Origin of the sequence: Pseudomonas sp. EpS/L25 (genome assembly GCF_001512295.1) — a bacterium.
Classification (GTDB): domain Bacteria; phylum Pseudomonadota; class Gammaproteobacteria; order Pseudomonadales; family Pseudomonadaceae; genus Chryseomonas.
In genome coordinates this window covers 99,254-117,165 of the sequence record NZ_LNUP01000001.1, presented here as the reverse complement: position 1 = coordinate 117,165, position 17,912 = coordinate 99,254, and the positions used below count along the sequence as shown (strand labels likewise).

General features: G+C 67.7%; 11 protein-coding genes. 9 read left to right on the top strand and 2 right to left on the bottom strand.

The window, feature by feature from the left end; translation table 11 throughout:
* Positions 1-232 precede the first annotated feature (232 nt).
* Positions 233-2,221, bottom strand: a complete 1,989-nt coding sequence (gene aceF, locus AR540_RS00545) for a dihydrolipoyllysine-residue acetyltransferase (protein ID WP_059225912.1) — start codon at positions 2,219-2,221, stop codon at positions 233-235.
* A gap of 28 nt (positions 2,222-2,249) precedes the next feature.
* Positions 2,250-4,892 carry a pyruvate dehydrogenase (acetyl-transferring), homodimeric type gene (gene aceE, locus AR540_RS00540; protein ID WP_059225911.1) on the bottom strand — a complete coding sequence of 881 codons (2,643 nt, stop codon included), beginning with the start codon at positions 4,890-4,892 and terminating at the stop codon, positions 2,250-2,252.
* A 330-nt stretch (positions 4,893-5,222) separates the two neighbouring features.
* Between aceE and glnE the strand changes: the two genes are divergently transcribed.
* The 9 genes from glnE (at position 5,223) to AR540_RS00495 (ending at position 17,771) form a co-directional block, all read left to right on the top strand.
* A complete protein-coding gene (gene glnE / locus AR540_RS00535) occupies positions 5,223-8,183 on the top strand; it encodes a bifunctional [glutamate--ammonia ligase]-adenylyl-L-tyrosine phosphorylase/[glutamate--ammonia-ligase] adenylyltransferase (protein WP_059225910.1) in 2,961 nt (986 codons plus the stop codon).
* 113 nt (positions 8,184-8,296) lie between these two features.
* Positions 8,297-9,331 (top strand): lipopolysaccharide heptosyltransferase II, encoded by a 1,035-nt coding sequence (gene waaF, locus AR540_RS00530; RefSeq protein ID WP_059225909.1) that lies wholly within the window; start codon positions 8,297-8,299, stop codon positions 9,329-9,331.
* A complete protein-coding gene (waaC, locus tag AR540_RS00525; RefSeq protein ID WP_059225908.1) occupies positions 9,332-10,339 on the top strand; it encodes a lipopolysaccharide heptosyltransferase I in 1,008 nt (335 codons plus the stop codon).
* Complete coding sequence (locus AR540_RS00520; protein WP_059225907.1) at positions 10,336-11,454, top strand: glycosyltransferase family 4 protein; 1,119 nt, start codon at positions 10,336-10,338, stop codon at positions 11,452-11,454. The genes waaC and AR540_RS00520 overlap by 4 nt, the downstream gene beginning before the upstream one ends.
* On the top strand, positions 11,451-12,257 hold the full coding sequence (rfaP, locus tag AR540_RS00515) for a lipopolysaccharide core heptose(I) kinase RfaP (RefSeq protein ID WP_059225906.1): 807 nt from the start codon (positions 11,451-11,453) through the stop codon (positions 12,255-12,257). Before AR540_RS00520 ends, rfaP begins: the two co-directional genes overlap by 4 nt.
* Complete coding sequence (locus AR540_RS00510; protein WP_059225905.1) at positions 12,257-12,988, top strand: lipopolysaccharide kinase InaA family protein; 732 nt, start codon at positions 12,257-12,259, stop codon at positions 12,986-12,988. Before rfaP ends, AR540_RS00510 begins: the two co-directional genes overlap by 1 nt.
* Complete coding sequence (locus AR540_RS00505; RefSeq protein ID WP_059225904.1) at positions 12,985-13,740, top strand: lipopolysaccharide kinase InaA family protein; 756 nt, start codon at positions 12,985-12,987, stop codon at positions 13,738-13,740. Before AR540_RS00510 ends, AR540_RS00505 begins: the two co-directional genes overlap by 4 nt.
* Positions 13,737-15,158, top strand: coding sequence for a phosphotransferase (locus tag AR540_RS00500; RefSeq protein WP_059225903.1), 1,422 nt, complete (start codon positions 13,737-13,739; stop codon positions 15,156-15,158). The genes AR540_RS00505 and AR540_RS00500 overlap by 4 nt, the downstream gene beginning before the upstream one ends.
* Before the next feature lie 210 nt (positions 15,159-15,368).
* Positions 15,369-17,771, top strand: a complete 2,403-nt coding sequence (locus AR540_RS00495; RefSeq protein WP_059225902.1) for a glucose/quinate/shikimate family membrane-bound PQQ-dependent dehydrogenase — start codon at positions 15,369-15,371, stop codon at positions 17,769-17,771.
* The last annotated feature ends 141 nt before the right edge of the window (positions 17,772-17,912 follow it).

The following is a 17,912-nucleotide window of genomic DNA, read 5'->3' as shown; positions in this document are numbered from 1 at the left end:
GGTCGCGTCCTTGTGAAGACGGATAAGTGTCCTAGGGTTATCGGAAAGGATAGACAAATCATTAACCCTTTTTCCTTTCCGCCTCACTGGCGATATCGGATGACTAACAAGGTTGCCCGATCGGACCGGGAGCGCGCAAGCGCCTGCAGCCAGCCGCCATCCTACCCTTTCTCCAAGACAAAAAAACAGGAACCCCGCATCGGCGGGGTTCCCATTGTTCAGCCGTCGGCCGTTATAGCAGCAGGCTGCGGATCTCGGCGAGCAGATCGCCCAGGCGCTTGGTGAAGCGCGCGGCGGCGGCCCCGTTGATCACGCGGTGATCGTAGGACAGCGACAGCGGCAGCATCAGGCGTGGCTGGAAGGCCTTGCCGTCCCAGACCGGCTGCATGCTGGCCTTGGAGACACCGAGGATCGCCACTTCCGGGGCATTGACGATCGGCGTGAAGCCGGTACCGCCGATGTGACCCAGGCTGGAGATGGTGAAGCAGGCGCCCTGCATGTCGTCGCCGCTGAGCTTCTTGGTCCGCGCCTTTTCCGCCAGTTGGGCGGCTTCGGCAGCGAGTTGCAGGAGGCTCTTCTGGTCGACGTTGCGGATGACCGGGACCAGCAGGCCGTCCGGGGTGTCCACGGCGAAGCCGATGTGCACGTACTTCTTGCGGATCACCGCCTTGCCACTGGGGGCCAGGGAGGCGTTGAAGTCCGGCAGTTCCTTGAGCACATGGGCACAGGCCTTGAGCAGGAACGGCAGGATGGTCAGCTTGACGCCGGCCTTTTCCGCCACGGCTTTCTGGCCGACCCGGAAGGCTTCCAGATCGGTCACGTCGGACTGGTCGAACTGGGTCACGTGGGGCACGTTCAGCCAGCTGCGATGCAGGTTGTTGGCGCCGACCTGCATGAGGCGCGTCATCGGCACCTCTTCGATCTCGCCGAACTTGCTGAAGTCCACGGTGGGGATCGGCGGGATGCCGGCGCCACCGGTGGCCCCCGTAGCCGCCGCCGGAGCCGCCTTGCTCTTCTGCAGCTGATCCTTGACGTAGGTCTGGACGTCTTCCTTGAGGATGCGACCCTTGGGACCGGTCGGGGTGACCTCGCCCAGATCGACGCCGAATTCGCGGGCGACCATACGCACGGCCGGACCGGCATGGACCTTCTTGCCCTTGCCGGCGGCAGGGGCGCTGGCGGGAGCGGCGGCCTTGGCCGGAGCCTCGGCTTTCTTCTCGGGTGCCTGCGCGCTGGCGGCGGCGTTGCCGGCAGCCGGCTTGGCCGCCTGCTTGGGCGCGGCACCGGCCACCTTCAGGGTCAGGATCAGATCGCCGGTCTTGGCCTGGTCGTTGACCTTGATGGCGACGCTTTCCACCACGCCCGCCTTGGGCGCCGGGATTTCCATGCTGGCCTTGTCGGACTCCAGCACGATCAGCGATTGCTCGGCCTTGACCTGGTCACCGGCCTTGACCAGCACCTCGATGACGTTGGCACTGCCGGTGGAGCCGATGTCGGGGACCTTGATCTCCTCGACCGACTCACCGGCCGGCTCGGCGGCGGCTTCCTCGTGCAGCTCGGGCTCGGCGGCTGACTGGGCGGGCTTGTCGCCGGCCTTGGATTCGACGCTCTTGCTGGGCCTCGCATTGGCGGCGCCCTTGAGCACCAGGATCAGGTCGCCGGTGCCCACTTCGTCGCCGACCTTGACGGAAACGCTCTCCACCACGCCGGCGGCGGGGGAGGGGATTTCCATGCTGGCCTTGTCGGATTCCAGGGTGATCAGCGTCTGCTCGGCGGCGATGGTGTCGCCGGGCTTGACCGCCACCTCGATGATGCTGGCCTTGCCGCTGGAGCCGATGTCGGGAACATGGATCTCCTGGGCTTCGCCTTCGCCGGCGGACGCCGAAGCGTCCTCGTCGCCGGCCGGCGTCGGGGTTTCGCTTTCCTCGACCTGGGTCTGCTTGGACTCGGCCTTGGGTTCGGCGGCGGGTTCGCTGCCGGAGGCGGCGTCCTCGCCTTCCAGGTCGATCAGCAGATCACCGGTCTTGAGGGTGTCGCCGACCTTGATGTGCAGGGCGGCGATCTTGCCGGCCTTGGGGGCCGGGATCTCCATGCTGGCCTTGTCGGACTCCAGCACCACCAGGCTCTGTTCGGCCTCGACGGTATCGCCGACCTTCACCAGCAGCTCGATGACTTCGCCGTCGCCACTGCCGATGTCGGGTACGCGGATGGTCTCGCTCACAGTTGTTTCCTCTTATCCGTGTGCCGCATCAGCAATCCAGGGGATTGCGCTTCTCGGTGTCGATGCCGAACTTGGTGATGGCGTCGGCCACGACCTTGCGTTCCAGCTTGCCTTGGTTGGCCAGCGCCTGCAGAGCGGCGACGGCGACCCAGCGGCGGTCGACCTCGAAGTGATCGCGCAGCTTCTTGCGGCTGTCGCTGCGACCGAAGCCGTCGGTACCCAGCACCTGGAATTCGGTGGGGACCCACTGGCGGATCTGGTCGGCGAACAGCTTCATGTAGTCGGTGGAGGCGATGACCGGACCCTGGCGCTCGCCCAGGCATTGCTCGACGTAGGTCAGGCGGCGCTCTTCCAGCGGGTGCAGGCGGTTCCAGCGATCCACGGCCAGGCCTTCGCGGCGCAGTTCGTTGAAGCTGGTGACGCTCCAGATATCGGCGCCGACGCCCATCTCGCGCAGCAGGCTCGCGGCGGCGCGGACCTCGTTGAGGATGGTGCCCGAACCCAGCAGCTGGACGCGGTGCTTGAAGTCGCCCTTTTCTTCTTCCAGCAGGTACATGCCCTTGATGATGCCTTCCTCGACACCCTCGGGCATGGCCGGCTGCTGGTAGTTCTCGTTCATCACGGTGATGTAGTAGAAGACGCTCTGCTGCAGTTCCATCATCTGATGGATGCCTTCGCGCATGATCACCGCCAGCTCGTAGGCATAGGTGGGATCGTAGCTGCGGCAGTTGGGGATGGTGCCGGCCAGGATGTGGCTGTGACCGTCCTCGTGCTGCAGGCCTTCACCGTTCAGGGTGGTCCGGCCGGAGGTGCCGCCCAGCAGGAAGCCGCGGGTCTGGGCATCGCCCGCCGCCCAGGCCAGGTCGCCGATGCGCTGGAAGCCGAACATCGAATAGAAGATGTAGACCGGCAGCATGGGCTGGTTGTAGTTGCTGTAGGCGGTACCGGCGGCGATGAAGGAAGACATGGCGCCTGCCTCGTTGAGGCCTTCCTGGAGGATCTGCCCGTCCTTCTCTTCGCGGTAGTACATCACCTGGTCGCGGTCGACCGGCTCATAGAGCTGGCCGTGGGGCGAGTAGATGCCCAGCTGGCGGAACATGCCTTCCATGCCGAAGGTACGGGCCTCGTCGGCGAGGATGGGCACGATGCGCTTGCCCAGGTCCTTGTCCTTGACCAGTTGCGACAGGATGCGGCCGAAGGCCATGGTGGTGGAGATCTCGCGATCGCCGGAGCCATCCAGTACCGCCTTCAGGGTGTCCAGGGGCGGGGTGGGGATGCTGATGCTGCGGGCGCGACGCTGGGGCAGGTGACCGCCCAGGGCCTCGCGACGGCTCATCAGGTACTTCATCTCGGCACTGTCGTCGGCCGGACGATAGAAGGGCAGCTCGCTGAGCTGGGAGTCGTTCAGCGGGATGTCGAAGCGATCGCGGAATTTCTTCAGCGACTCCACGTCGACCTTCTTGGTGTTGTGCGCGGTGTTCTTGGCTTCGCCCGCACCGGTGCCGTAGCCCTTGATGGTCTTGGCCAGGATGACGGTGGGCTGGCCCTTGTGGTTGACCGCCTGGTGGTAGGCCGCATAGACCTTGTAGGGGTCGTGGCCGCCACGGTTGAGCTTCCAGATCTCGTCGTCGGACAGGTCCTCGACCATCTTGAGCAGCTCGGGGTTGGCGCCGAAGAAGTGCTTGCGCACGTAGGCACCGTCCTTGGCCTTGTAGTTCTGGTATTCGCCATCGACCACGGCGTCCATGCGCTGCTGCATGCGGCCTTCGGTGTCGCGGGCGAACAGCGGGTCCCACATGCGGCCCCAGAGGACCTTGGTGACGTTCCAGTCGGCGCCGCGGAAGATGCCTTCCAGTTCCTGGACGATCTTGCCGTTGCCGCGTACCGGGCCGTCGAGGCGCTGCAGGTTGCAGTTGATGACGAAGATCAGGTTGTCGAGGTTCTCGCGCCCGGCCAGGGAGATGGCGCCCAGGGTTTCCGGCTCGTCGCACTCGCCGTCGCCGATGAAGCACCAGACCTTCTGCTTGCCGGCGGGGATGTAGCCGCGGTTCTCCAGGTACTTCATGAAGCGGGCCTGGTAGATGGCGGTGATCGGGCCCAGGCCCATGGACACGGTGGGGAACTGCCAGAAGTCGGGCATCAGGTGCGGGTGCGGGTAGCTCGACAGGCCCTTGCCGTCCACTTCCTGGCGGAAGTTGTTCATCTGGTCTTCGGAGAGGCGGCCTTCCAGGAAGGCACGGGCGTAGACGCCGGGGGACGCGTGGCCCTGGTAGTAGATCAGGTCGCCGCCGTGCTCTTCGTTGGGCGCCTTCCAGAAATAGTTGAAGCCGATGTCATAGAGGGTGGCGCTGGAGGCGAAGGTGGAGATGTGGCCACCCAGATCCGGATCCTTGAGGTTGGCGCGCATGACCATCGCCAGGGCGTTCCAGCGGACCAGCGAGCGGATGCGCCGCTCCATGAACAGGTCGCCCGGCATATGGGCTTCCTTGGTCACCGGAATGGTGTTGCGATAGGGGGTATTGATGGAGTAGGGCAACTGGGTACCACTGCGGGTGGCCAGTTCGCCCATGCGGGTCATCAGATAATGAACACGCTCCTCGCCTTCATGGTCGAGAACGGACTCCAGGGCGTCCAGCCATTCCTGGGTTTCGACGGGATCGAGATCTTGCATGGCTTGCTCCAGGGCGGAAAGGCTTCCAGAATCGGTCGCCTCAGGGTCGCCGCCGGCCTCTTGGGGGCAGCGAAAATTCTTGGATTTATGACCGGACGGTTCCGGCCGGCGTGTAGTTTTACTACAAATTCAAATCCGTTTCAGCTCCGAGCTGTAATGGAATAAAAAACAATTCGACGTTTGTCGTACGCTCTGCTCCAGGGCTCGCGAACTCCGAACCACGGACGTGGCGACGGTTCCCGCGTGGACCGGGTGGTCCGTCGGAATGTCCCTGAGCGGGGATTTCTGGCGGGCTTGGCGAGGTTCGACCGTCCCTGCGCAGGACTGCCCATGATACCGCCCCTTCGCGACGAACTGCCTTCGACTCTGGTCGTAGCCGCCGAGCTCGCCGATCATCGCCTGACCGATGCCCTGGCCGCCGATCCGGCGGCTGCCGCCCAGCAGGCCGACTGGTCTGCGCAGGTCCGCGAGGAGTGGCGCCGGGTGGCCGCCGTCAGTGACTTCATCGTCGAGCAGTTCTGTCGCTCGCCAGCGGCCTGCCTGGCGCTGATCGACAGCGGCGTCCTGCACCAGCCGCTGGCGCCGGGTGAGATGGCGCAGCGCTTGCGCGAGGCGCTGGCGGACTGCCCGGACGAGGCGGAGCTGGGGCGGCGCCTGCGGCGCTTTCGCATGTTGCAGCAGGTGCGCATCGTCTGGCGCGACCTGACTCGTCAGGCCGATCTGGTGGAAACCTGCCGTGACCTCAGCGACCTGGCCGATGCCTGCATCGACCAGGCCTGTGCCTGGCTCTACGCCCAGCAGTGCGTCCAGTTCGGCGTGCCCACTGGCCGGTCCAGCGGCGCGCCGCAGCAACTGGTGGTGCTGGGCATGGGCAAGCTGGGTGCGGGCGAGCTGAATCTGTCGTCCGACATCGACCTGATCTTCGCCTATGGCGAGGCGGGCGAGACCCGCGGCGCACGGCGCGAGCAGGACAACCAGGAATTCTTCACCCGCCTCGGGCAGCGACTGATCAAGGCGCTGGATGCCACCACGGTGGACGGCTTCGTCTTCCGCGTCGATATGCGCCTGCGGCCCTATGGCAGCGCTGGCGCCCTGGTGCTGAGCTTCGCGGCCATGGAGCTCTACTATCAGGACCAGGGTCGCGACTGGGAACGGTACGCCATGATCAAGGCGCGGGTGGTCGGCGGCGACCAGGCCAGCGGCGCCGAGCTGCTGACCCTGCTGCGGCCCTTCGTCTATCGGCGCTATCTGGATTTCTCCGCCATCGAAGCCCTGCGCAGCATGAAGCAGCTGATCCGCCAGGAGGTGCGCCGACGCGGCATGACTGACAACGTCAAGCTGGGCGCGGGCGGTATTCGCGAGGTGGAATTCATTGCCCAGGCCTACCAGCTGATCCATGGCGGTCGCGATCCGGCGCTGCAGCAGCGACCGCTGCTCAAGGTGCTGACCAGTCTCCGCGAGCGCGACTATCTGCCGGCGGCGGCCGAAGCGGAGCTCCGCGAGGGCTACTGCTTCCTGCGCTATGTCGAGCATGGGCTGCAGGCCATCGCCGACCAGCAGACCCAGACCCTGCCGATGGATCCCCTGGGTCGGGCGCGGGTGGCCTTTCTCATGGGTCATGCCGACTGGGACGAATTCAGCGCAGCCCTTGACGGTTGGCGCAGCCGCATCGACTGGCACTTCCAGCAGACCATCGCCGATCCCGAGGAGGAGACCCAGAGCGCCGAGCTGGAGGACAGCTGGCTGCCGCTGTGGGAAGACCTGCTCGACCCCGAGGAGTCCCTGGCGCGGTTGCGCGAGGCGGGCTTCCAGGCGCCGGAGCAGGCGCTGGAATTGCTGGCCAGCCTGCGTGCCAGCGGCCAGGTACGGGCCATGCAGCGCGCCGGCCGCGAACGGCTGGATGCCTTCATGCCGCGGCTGCTGGACGCGGTGAGCCTCGACGAACAGCCCGACCGGGCGCTGGAACGGGTACTGCCGCTGGTGGAGGCTGTGGCGCGGCGCTCCGCCTACCTGGTCCTGCTCAGCGAGAATCCGCCGGCCCTGGCGCGGCTGCTGGAACTCTGCGGCGCCAGTGCCTGGGTGGCCGAGCAGATCGCCCGCTATCCGGCGCTGCTCGACGAATTGCTCAACGAAGGTCGGCTCTATCATCCGCCGCAGAAGCCGGAGCTGGCCGCCGAATTGCGCGAGCGCCTGATGCGCCTGCCCGAAGAGGACCTGGAGCAGCAGATGGACGTGCTGCGCCACTTCAAGCGCGCCCACAGCCTGCGGGTGGCGGCGGCGGAGATCGCCGGCAGCCTGCCGCTGATGAAGGTCAGCGACTATCTCACCTGGCTCGCCGAGGTGATCCTCGAAGAGGTCTTTGGCCTGGCCTGGCGTCAGCTGGTGCAGCGCCATGGCACGCCGCAGCGGCGCGACGGCTCGCCCTGCCAGCCGGACTTCGTCATCGTCGGTTACGGCAAGGTCGGCGGCATCGAACTCGGCCACGGCTCGGATCTCGACCTGGTGTTCATTCACGACGCCGATCCCCTGGCCGAGACCGATGGCGCCAAGCCCATGGATGGCGCCCAGTTCTTCAATCGCCTTGGCCAGCGCATCATCCACCTGCTCACCACCACCACCCCGGTAGGCACCCTCTACGAGGTGGACATGCGCCTGCGACCCTCCGGCGCGGCGGGGCTGCTGGTCAGCTCGCTGGAGGCCTTCGAACGCTACCAGCGGAGCGAGGCCTGGACCTGGGAGCATCAGGCGCTGGTGCGGGCGCGGGTGGTGGCGGGTTGTCCACGCCTGGGCGAGCGCTTCGCTGAGGTGCGGGCGCGCATCCTCGGTCGGCAGCGGGAGCTGGCGACCCTGCAGGCCGACGTGGCCGGCATGCGCGACAAGATGCTCGACAACCTCGGCACTGCGGTGACCGCCGGCGGACTGGGGCCGAACGCTCGCCGGCCGGAGCAGCTGTTCGACCTCAAGCAGGATGCCGGCGGTATCGTCGATATCGAATTTATGGTCCAATATGCCGTTCTGGCCTGGTCGTGGCAGCATCCCGAATTGCTGCGTTTTCCCGACAACATCCGCATCCTGGAATCCCTCGAAGCGGCTGGTCTGGTACCGGCCACGGACGCCATTGCCCTGCGCGAAGCCTACAAGGCCTATCGCGCCGCGCTGCACCGCCTGGTCCTGCAGAAGCGGCCGGGCAAGGTACCGGCCGACGGCTTTCTCGCCGAGCGCGACGAAGTACGCCGTATCTGGCACGGCCTGGGGCTGGACACGCCGTCCGGCAATCCGGCCACCTTTTAGGCCGTCATCAGTAAGGAGAGGCAAGATGTCGATGTCCGTGCGCGAGCTTTCGATCAGGCAGGGCCTGAGGGAGTGGGAGTCGGCCACCCACTAGGTGCCGATCGCCTTCCAGCATGAATATTCTGATCATCGGACCCAGTTGGGTCGGCGACATGGTGATGGCGCAGACCCTCTTCGTCTGCCTCAAGCGCCAGCATCCCGACTGCCAGATCGACGTACTCGCCCCCGAGTGGAGTCGCCCGCTACTCGAGCGCATGCCCGAGGTGCGCGAGGCCCTGAGCTTCCCGCTCGGCCATGGCGCTCTGGAGCTGGCCACGCGCCGGCGCATCGGCCAGCGGCTGCGCGGTCGCTACGATCAGGCGATCCTCCTGCCCAATTCGCTGAAATCGGCGCTGGTGCCCTATTTCGCCGGCATTCCCAAGCGCACCGGCTGGCGCGGCGAGCTGAGATTCGGCCTGCTCAACGACATCCGTACCTTGGACAAGGCGCGCTACCCGCTGATGATCGAGCGCTTCATGGCCCTGGCCTATGCACCGGGCGCCGAACTGCCCAAACCCTATCCCGAGCCGCGGCTGGCCATCGACCCGGCCAGTCGCGAGGCCGCCCTGGAGCGCTTCGGACTCACCCTGGACCGCCCGGTGCTGGCGCTCTGCCCGGGCGCCGAGTTCGGCGAGGCCAAGCGCTGGCCGGCCGGACACTACGCCAAGGTGGCCGATGCCCGGCTGCGCCAGGGCTGGCAGGTCTGGCTGTTCGGCTCGCAGAAGGACGCCCCGGGGGGAGAGGAAATCCGCGAATGGGTCACCCCTGGCCTGGATGACGATGTCTACAACCTCGCCGGGCGGACCTCCCTGGCCGAAGCCATCGACCTGCTTTCCTGCGCGAGCGCAGTGATCAGCAACGACTCCGGGCTGATGCACGTGGCCGCCGCCCTGGATCGGCCGCTGGTGGCGGTCTACGGCTCCACCTCGCCCGGCTTCACGCCGCCGCTGGCGAGCCAGGTGGAGGTGGTACGGCTGGGGCTGGAGTGCAGTCCCTGCTTCGACCGCACCTGCCGCTTCGGTCACTACGACTGCCTGCGCCTGCTGCAGCCGAGCCAGGTGCAGGAGGCCCTCGGCCGCCTGGTCGCCGATCCGGTCGAGGTGGGCTAGATGCGCGTGCTAGTGGTCAAGACCTCGTCCCTGGGCGACGTCATCCATACCCTGCCGGCGCTGACCGATGCGGCCCGGGCCATCCCGGGCGTCTGCTTCGACTGGGTCGTGGAAGAGGGCTTCGCCGAGATCCCCGCCTGGCACCCGGCCGTGGGGCAGGTGATCCCGGTGGCGCTGCGCCGCTGGCGCAAGCAGCCTTTTTCCGCCTGGGCCAGTGGCGAGTGGGGCGAATTCAAGGAGCGCGTGCGCGAGCAGCGCTACGACCGGGTGATCGATGCCCAGGGTCTGCTCAAGAGCGCCTGGTTGACCCGCTACGTGGACGCGCCGGTGGCCGGTCTCGACCGCAACTCGGCCCGCGAGCCGCTGGCCAGTCGTTTCTACGACGAGCGCTACCACGTGGCCAAGGGGCAGCATGCCCTGGAGCGCCTACGCCAGCTGTTCGCCCAGGCCCTGGATTATCCGCTGCCGACCGGCGTAGGGGACTACGGCCTGGATCGGCAGCGCCTGGCCGGTCCCAACGAGACGCCCTACGTGGTCTTCTTGCACGGCACCACCTGGGTCAGCAAGCACTGGCCCGAGGCGCACTGGCGCGAGCTGGCCGAGCGCATGAGCCAGTTGGACTGGCCGGTGCGCCTGCTGTGGGGCAACGAGGCGGAGCACGCCCGTGCCGAACGCATCGCCGACGGCCTGGACGGCGTCCAGGTCTTGCCACGCCTGAACCTGGCCGGGGTGGCCAAGGTGCTGGCCGGTGCCCGCGCCTGCGTGGCGGTGGACACCGGCCTCGGTCATCTGGCCGCGGCCCTGGATGTACCCACCGTCTCCCTCTACGGCCCGACCAGCCCGAAGAAGGTCGGCGCCTATGGCCGCTCCCAGGTGCACCTGAGCGCCGTGGGCCTGGAGGGTACCGACGAGCCGCGTGACCAGCCCGCCGCGAGTCTGGCCGCCCTGACCCCGGAGCGGGTCGAGCTGGAACTGGAAACCCTGCTGTTGGAAGACCTCCCCGCATGACCCTGGCTTTCGTGCTCTACAAGTATTTTCCCTTTGGCGGCCTGCAGCGGGACTTCCTGCGCATCGCCCAGGAGTGCCAGCGCCGCGGCCACGCCGTCCGCGTCTATACCCTGATCTGGGAAGGTCCGGTGCCGGAAGGCTTCGATGTACGGGTGGCCAAGGTCAGCGCCCTGTTCAATCACCGGCGCAACGAGAAATTCCACGCCTGGCTGCAGGCGGACCTGGCCCGTGATCCGGTGGACCGGGTGATCGGCTTCAACAAGATGCCGGGGCTGGACGTCTACTACGCCGCCGATCCCTGCTTCGAGGACAAGGCCCAGACCCTGCGCAATCCGCTGTATCGCCAGTGGGGCCGCTATCGCCATTTCGCCGACTACGAGCGCGCGGTGTTCGCCCCCGAGTCGCGCACCGAGATCCTGATGATCTCCGAGGTGCAGCAGCCACTGTTCGTCAAGCACTACGGCACGCCGGCGCCGCGTTTCCACCTCTTGCCGCCGGGCATCGCCGCCGACCGCCGCGCGCCGGCCAATGCCGCCGAGATCCGCGCCGACTTCCGGCGCGAATTCGGGCTGGAGGAGGGTGAGCTGCTGCTGGTACAGATCGGCTCCGGCTTCAAGACCAAGGGCCTGGATCGCAGCCTGCGCGCCCTGGCCTCCCTGCCCAAGGACCTGCGTCGCCGCACCCGGCTGTTCGCCATCGGCCAGGACGATCCCAAGCCGTTCATCCTGCAAGCCAAGGCTCTGGGCGTGAGCGACCGGGTGCGGATTCTCAAGGGACGTAGCGACATTCCGCGCTTCCTGCTCGGCGCCGACCTGCTGATCCACCCGGCCTACAACGAGAACACCGGCACCGTGCTGCTGGAGGCGCTGGTCGCCGGGCTGCCGGTGCTGGTCACCGACGTCTGCGGCTATGCCCACTACATCGACGAGGCGCGCGCTGGCGCGGTGGTGCCGTCGCCCTTCGCCCAGGAGACCCTGGATCGGATGCTGGCCGAGTTGCTGGCCGATCCCGAGCGCCGCGCGGTGCAGGGCCGTAATGGCCTGGCCTTCGCCGACAGCGCCGATCTCTATTCGCTGCCCGAGCGTGCCGCCGACGTCATCCTGGGGGTGGCATGACCCTGGAGTTGCGCGAGCCCTTCGCCAGCCTCTGGGCCGGTCAGGACCCCTTCGTCGCCGTGGAAGCCCTGCAGGGCCAGGTCTATCGCGAACTGGACGGGCGCCGCACCCTGCGCACCGAGGTGGCCGGCCGGGGTTATTTCGTCAAGATCCACCGTGGCATCGGGTGGGGCGAGATCGCCAAGAACCTGCTGCAGGCCAAGCAGCCGGTACTGGGCGCGCGCCAGGAATGGCAGGCCATCGAGCGGCTGCACCAAGTCGGCGTGCCGACCATGACCGCCGTGGCCTTCGGCGAACGCGGCGCCAATCCGGCGACCCAGCATTCCTTCATCATCACCGAGGAGCTGGCACCCACCGTCAGCCTCGAAGACTTCAGTCTCGACTGGGTCCGCCAACCACCGGAGCCGGCGCTCAAGCGGGCGCTGATCGCCGAGGTGGCGCGCATGACCGGCGCCATGCACCGGGCCGGGGTCAACCATCGCGACTGCTACATCTGCCATTTCCTGCTTGACACCGCCCAGCCGGTGACCGTGGCCAATCTGCGGCTCTGGCTGATCGACCTGCACCGTGCCCAGTGCCGCACCCAAGTGCCCCGGCGCTGGCGCGACAAGGACCTGGCCGGGCTGTATTTCTCCGCCCTGGGCATCGGCCTGACGCGGCGCGACTTCCTGCGCTTCCTGCGCGGCTACTTCCAGCGGCCGCTGCGCGCGATCCTGCGTGACGAGGCGCCGCTGCTGGCGCGCCTGGAGCGCAAGGCCGCCGCCTTGCTGGAGCGCAAGGAGCGCTATGGAGACCGGCTCTGATGGCTGACTGGCGCCTCGATTCCAGCGTCGCCCACCTGCCCGAGTTCGCGACGCTCGAAGCGGTGTTCGCCCTCAGCGGCGAACGCCTGACCAGCGACCCGCTGTCGGAGGTGATCCGCGTCGAGCGCGACGGCATCCGCTACTACGTCAAGCGCTACCACGGCGCCGGCAAGGGGCTGCGGCGCTATGTCGGGCGGCCGCGGGTCAAGGCCGAATGGCAGAACCTCAAGCGTTTCGCCAAGTGGGGCATCGCCACCGCGCCGGTGGTGGCCTGGGGGATGGAGCGCTCGCCCCGGGGCTTCACCCGTGGCGCCATGATCACCCGCGAGATTCCCGACACCCTGGACCTCGCCGAACTGGCCAGGCGCGAAGATCCGCGGCTGCGCGACCGGGTCTGGGTGGACAACGTCAGCCGGCAGTTGGCGGCGGCGACCCGCACCCTGCACGACCACCATTTCGTCCACAACGATCTGAAGTGGCGCAACCTGCTGGTGGATGGCCAGGGCGTGCTCTATTTCATCGATTGCCCAGCCGGCGCCTTCTGGGTCGGTCATTGGCTGCGCTGGCGCATCGTCAAGGACCTGGCCTGCCTGGACAAGGTGGCCAAGTACCAGCTGTCGCGCACCCAGCGCCTGAGGTTCTATCTGCAGTATCGCGGTCGTGAACGCCTCAGTGACAACGACAAGGGGCGCATCCGCGAGGTGCTGGACTACTTCAAGGGGCGGGAATGAACGACTGGTGGGCAGCCGAGGACAGGGCCGTGCTGGCGGGCCGGGGTCTGGACAGCTTCGAGGCGCTGTGGGCGCTGGACCTGACGGCGGTGGATGAACCCAACCAGGGGCGTGGCGGCTTCAGCCAGGTGTTCCGCCTGGACGTGGCCGGCCATGGCTACTACCTCAAGCGCCAGCGCGACTACCTGACCCGTACCCTGGCCCGTCCGCTGGGCGAGCCCACCTTCGCCCGCGAGAGTCGCAACATCCGCCGCTACGCGGAGCGCGGCATCCCGGCGCTGGAACTGGCCTATTACGGCGAACGCCGTGACGACCAGGGCTGGCGCGCCATCCTGCTGACCCGCGCCTTGGACGACTGGCGCGATCTCGACAGCTGGCTGCGCGTCTGGGTGCACCTGGCGCCGGACGAGCGCCAGGCGGTACTGGTCGCCGTCGGTGAGCTGGCTCGCCAGCTGCACGCCGCCGGCCAGGTGCATGGCTGCTTCTATCCCAAGCACCTGTTTCTGCAGCGCCAGGGCGAAGGTCTGGTCGCGCGGCTGATCGATCTGGAGAAGACCCGGCCGCTGCTGTTCGGCCGGCGCGATCGTCTGCGTGATCTCGAACCCCTGCTGCGCCGTGCGCCGCAATGGAGCGAGCAGGACATCGGCCGCCTGCTGGCAAGCTATCTGGACCAGCCGCTGGACAGCGCCGCCGTGCGGGACTGGAGTCGGCGTCTGGCCGGGCGGCGCCGCCACAAGGAGCGCAAGGCATGACCCTGGAGCAACTGGCCAGGGCCGGCCGCGCGCCGACCCTGCCCCTGCGGATCGAATTGCCCAGTGGCGAGCTGGAATTGCGTTCGCTGCTCAGGGTGCTGCCTGGGCAGCGCTATGTCGGCGAGGCGCTGTGGCAGGGGCGGCGGGTGCTGGCCAAGCTGCTGGTGGGTGACCGCGCCGCCCGGCAATACGCCCGGGAGCGGGAAGGTTGTCGCCTGCTGGCGGCCGCCAAGGCGCCTACACCGGAGCTGCTGGACAGTGGTGAGGCGAGCGGGCAGGGCGCCTGGTTGTTGTTCGACTTCATCGAGGCGGCGCCCAGCGTCGACCAGCTCTGGCAGCAGCTCGCCGCCGAGCCCCCCTTGTCGCCGGCGCAGAACGAATTGCTTGGCGCCGCCCTCGCCACCCTGGCGCGGCTGCACGCCCAGGGCCTCTGGCAGGCTGACCTGCACCTGGACAATCTGCTGGTCAAGGACGGGACCGTCCTGGTGATCGATGCCGCGGACATCCAGACCGAGACCGTCGGCGAGCCGCTGTCCCAGGCACGGGTACAGGAGAACCTGGCGGTGTTCTTCGCCCAGTTGCCGGCAATACTGGATGGCCAGCTGGAAGAACTGCTGATCCACTACCTGCTGGTCAACGCCGAGCACGCCCTGCGCCTCGACGCCCTGCTGGCGCGCACCGCCGAGATCCGCCGCTGGCGGCTGGCGGATTATTTGAAGAAAAGCGGCCGCGAGTGCACCCTGTTCGCCGTCACCCGCAGCGCCTTCGGTCTGATCGCCATTCGTCGCCGCTGGCTGGCCGCGCTGGAGGGCCTGATCGCCGATCCCGACGCCGCCCTGGCCGGCCTGCCGACCTTCAAGGACGGCGGCGCCGCCACCGTGGCGCGGCTGCAATGGCAGGGGCACGACCTGGTGCTCAAGAGATACAACATCAAGGGCTTCGGCCACTGGCTGACGCGCTTCTGGCGCCCCAGTCGGGCCTGGCACAGCTGGCGCGAAGGGCACCGGCTGCTGTTCCTCGGCATTCCTACCCCCGAGCCCCTGGCTGTGCGTGAGCGACGCTTCCTCGGCCTGCGCGGCCGCGCCTACCTGGTCACGCCCTATGTCGCCGGCCCCAACCTGCTGGAGCGTTTCGCGCCCTATGTCGATTCCGCGCCGCCCGCGGCCGAGCTGGACGCCCTGCTGGCGCTGGTCGAGGCCCTGCGCCGCGAACGCCTCGGCCATGGCGACTTCAAGGGTACCAACCTGATCTGGCACGACGGCCGCTGGCTGGTGATCGATCTCGACGCCCTGCAGGCCCATGACAGCGACCGAGCCTATGCTAGCGCCTATGCCCGCGACCGCGCCCGCCTGCTGCGCAACTGGCCGGTTGGCAGCGCCCTGCATCGCCTGCTCGACGAGCGCCTGCCTCCCGCCTGAACGCCTCTGTTCGATAATCGACCCGTTTCGCTCGGGAATGGACTGTTCAGTTAATTAGCTGGCTACCTTTGTGGCAAAATGCCGCAGCCTGAGGGGCCTGCCACGGCGACCGACCTGCGCGTTACGCCCGGCTTCCATAACGAGAACGAGATCCCTGGACGAACCCGCCAATGGCGGGCTTCTGGCGTGCACGTATTTGAGGAGACAACGATGAGTGGCAACGGCGGCGCCCTGGGCGCCTGCAAATTCCTGGTATCCGCCCTGGGCGTGCTGATCGCCCTCCTGGGTCTGGCGTTGGGGGGCGGGGGCGTCTATCTCGCCACCCTCGGCGGCAGTCCGTATTTTGCCCTGGGCGGCGTGTTGCTGACCCTGGCCGGCGTCCTGATCGCCATCCGACGGCCGCTGGGTGCCTGGCTCTACGCCCTGTTCCTGCTGGCGACCCTGATCTGGGCCCTGGCCGATGTCGGTCTGGTGTTCTGGCCGTTGGTCTCGCGCCTGATGATGTTCGCCGTGATCGGCGCCGTGGTGGCCTTGGCCTATCCGGCGCTGGTGCGCGCCCGTGGCGGCGTGGCCGGCAAGGGTGGCTACGTACTGGCCGGCCTGTTGGCGGTGGCCTGCGCGACGAGTTTCGCCTGGATGTTCAAGCCCCAGCCGCTGGTGGCTGCCACCACCACGCCTGCCATCACCCCGGTGACCCCCGAGACCGCCCAGAAGGACTGGCGGAGTTGGGGCAACACCACCGCTGGGACCCGCTTCGCCGCCCTGGATCAGATCACCAAGGCCAATGTCGGCGAGCTGCAGGTCGCCTGGACCTTCCGCACCGGCGACGTACCCCAGAGCAACGGCTTCGGCGCCGAAGACCAGGAGACCCCGCTGCAGGTCGGTGACACCCTCTACCTGTGCAGTCCGCACAACCAGGTGTTCGCCGTGGACGCCGACACCGGCGCCAAGCGCTGGTCCTTCGATCCCAAGGCCAACGCGCCCAACTGGCAGCGCTGCCGTGGAGTCGGCTACCACGAGGATGCCCCTGCCGCCCAGGCCAGCGCCGAGGCGCCGGCCACTCCCGCGCAGCCGGCGACCGCCTGCCTGCGTCGCATCCTCACCACCACCATCGACGCCCGGCTGTTCGCCCTCGACGCCGACACCGGCAAGCCCTGCGCCGATTTCGGTGACAACGGCATGGTCGACCTCAAGGCCGGCATGGGCCAGGTCAAACCGGGCTTCTATACCCTGACCGCCGCGCCGCTGGTGGCGGGTGACCTGATCGTCATCGGCGGTCGGGTGGCCGACAACATCGAGGTCAACGAGCCCAGCGGCGTGATCCGCGCCTTCGACGTCCACACCGGCAAGAAGGTCTGGGCCTGGGACCTGGCCAAGGAGAAACCGGATACCCCGCTCGACCCCAACATCGACTACACCCGCGCCACGCCCAACGTCTGGACCTCCATGGCCTATGACGCCAAGCTCGGGCTGATCTACCTGCCGACCGGTAATACCACCCCTGATGCCTGGGGTGGCGAGCGGACGCCGCAGGACGACAAGTACAGCTCGGCGGTGGTCGCCCTGGACGCCAAGACCGGCCAGGAGCGTTGGGTCTACCAGACCGTGCACCATGACCTCTGGGACTACGACCTGCCGTCCCAGCCGACCCTGGTCGACGTGCCGGACGGGCAGGGCGGGACCCTGCCGGGCCTGATCCAGACCACCAAGGCCGGTCAGGTCTTCCTGCTCAATCGCGAAACCGGCCAGCCCATCGCCGAGGTACGCGAGCAGCCGGTCAAGGCGCCGGTCCCTGCGGTCGACGGTGAACGTCACGCCCCGACCCAGCCGGTATCCGTCGGCATGCCGTCGATCGGCACCGAGACCCTCACCGAGTCGGCCATGTGGGGCGCCACCCCCTATGACCAGCTGATCTGCCGCATCCAGTTCAAGAAGATGCGCTATGACGGCCTGTTCACCGCGCCCAGCACCGACGTCTCCCTGCAGTGGCCGGGCTCCCTGGGTGGCATGAACTGGGGCAGCAACTCCATCGACCCCACCACCGGCTACCTGTTCGTCAACGACATGCGCCTGGGTCTGTGGACGCGGCTGATCCCGCGCGCCCAGATGGAGAACGACAAGGCCGGTGGCGTCGAGATGGGCGCCGCCTCCCAGACCGGTACCCCCTACGGCTCGCTGCGCAATCGCTTCCTCTCGCCGTTAGGCATTCCCTGCCAGGCGCCGCCCTACGGCACCATGACCGCCATCGACCTCAAGACCCGCAAGGTCGCCTGGCAGGTGCCGGTCGGTACCGTGCAGGACACCGGTCCCCTGGGCATCAAGCTGCACCTGCCGATTCCCATCGGCATGCCCACTCTGGGTGGTTCCCTGGCGACCCAGTCCGGCCTGCTGTTCTTCGCCGGGACCCAGGACTACTACCTGCGCGCCTACGACAGTGGCACCGGTCGCGAGATCTGGCGCGCGCGCCTACCGGTGGGCAGCCAGGGCACGCCCATCACCTACGTCTCGCCCAAGACCGGCAAGCAGTACGTGGTGATCAGCGCCGGTGGCGCCCGCCAGTCGCCGGATCGTGGCGACTACGTGATCGCCTACGCCCTGCCCGACAAGCGCTGATCCTGGCGGCTTGACAACGCGAAGCCCGCCGGAGCGATCCGGCGGGCTTCGGCGTTTTCGGCCCGGAAGCGGCACTGCCTGGCCACAATGTGCCGTGGCGCGATTACCCCCGGTGGCGGTGAACGGCTATAATTCGCCGTT